Raw genomic sequence first — 1,008 nt, 5'->3', positions numbered from 1 at the left:
CGCGACGGCCAGGAGCTTGCCGAACGAGGGGCCGGCCACCAGCCACTGCATGGCCGGATAGGCGGTGAACACGGTCAGCAGCGTGAAGGCGAGCATCACCGGGCGGCGGCCGAAGCGGTCCGACACGGCGCCCGAGATCGGCAGCCAGACGAAGTTCGAGATGCCCACGCAGGCCGTCACCAGCAGCGCGTCGAACGAGGACATCTTCAGCACCACCTTGCCGAAGGTCGGCGTGTAGGCGGTGATCAGGTAGAACGAGGTGGTGGTCATGATCACCAGGCCCATGCCGGCGAGGATCAGCCCGAAGTTGGCGAAGATCGCGCGGGTGATCTCGCCGATGCCCGGATGGTGCTTGCGCGCCACGAACTCGTCGGATTCCTGCAGGGTGCGGCGGATGTAGAACAGGAACGGCACGATCAGGCAGCCGATCACGAAGGGCACGCGCCAGCCCCTGCTGGTCATCTCCTGGGCCGGCACCACCGAGTTCAGCAGCACGCCGAGCGAGGCCGCGAACACCACCGCCACCTGCTGGCTGGCCGACTGCCAGGAGCAGTAGAAGCCGCGGTTGCCCTTGGTGGCGATCTCGGACAGGTAGACCGACACGCCGCCCAGCTCGACCCCGGCCGAGAAACCCTGCAGCAGGCGTCCGAGCAGCACCAGGATCGGCGCGAGCATGCCGATGGTGCTGTAGCCAGGCACGGTGGCCACCGCCAGCGTGCCGAGCGCCATCAGGCCCAGAGTCAGGATAAGGCCCTTGCGGCGGCCGTGATGGTCGATGTAGGCGCCCAGCACGATCGCGCCGACCGGCCGGATCAGGAAGCCCGCGCCGAACACCGACAGCGCCAGCATCAGCGAGGCGAACGCGTCGCCGCTCGGAAAATAAGTCTTGGCGATGGCCGAGGCGTAATAGCCGTAGACCATGAAGTCGTACATTTCCAGGAAGTTGCCGCTGACCACGCGGAAGACGGTCTTGACCTTCGATTCCGACTGGACGGAGGTGTGTGTCGC

1 protein-coding gene is annotated in these 1,008 nt (G+C 66.6%); it reads right to left on the bottom strand.

The window, feature by feature from the left end; translation table 11 throughout:
* Positions 1-1,008, bottom strand: a 1,008-nt coding sequence (tcuC, locus tag HWX22_RS31255) for a tricarballylate/proton symporter TcuC (RefSeq protein ID WP_175916993.1), incomplete at both ends; no start/stop codon positions are given.

It is taken from the genome of Burkholderia sp. BCC1638 (assembly GCF_902833195.1).
GTDB classification, from domain to species: Bacteria; Pseudomonadota; Gammaproteobacteria; order Burkholderiales; family Burkholderiaceae; genus Burkholderia; species Burkholderia diffusa.
Note: the sequence above shows the minus strand (reverse complement) of the source record. Positions and strands in the feature narration are given on the sequence as shown.